The 231-nt window shown below is 56.7% G+C and carries 1 rRNA gene; it reads left to right on the top strand.

The features are described from left to right. Positions 1-231 (top strand): 16S ribosomal RNA (locus tag FHD02_RS24240); the annotation flags it as partial.

Raw genomic sequence — 231 nt, 5'->3', positions numbered from 1 at the left:
ACGGTAGCACAGAGAGCTTGCTCTCGGGTGACGAGTGGCGGACGGGTGAGTAATGTCTGGGAAACTGCCCGATGGAGGGGGATAACTACTGGAAACGGTAGCTAATACCGCATAATGTCGCAAGACCAAAGAGGGGGACCTTCGGGCCTCTTGCCATCGGATGTGCCCAGATGGGATTAGCTAGTAGGTGGGGTAACGGCTCACCTAGGCGACGATCCCTAGCTGGTCTGA

Origin of the sequence: Citrobacter sp. EC_71, assembly GCF_019584005.1 — a bacterium.
Taxonomy (GTDB): domain Bacteria; phylum Pseudomonadota; class Gammaproteobacteria; order Enterobacterales; family Enterobacteriaceae; genus Citrobacter; species Citrobacter werkmanii.
This window is presented reverse-complemented; position numbering and strand designations above follow the sequence as displayed.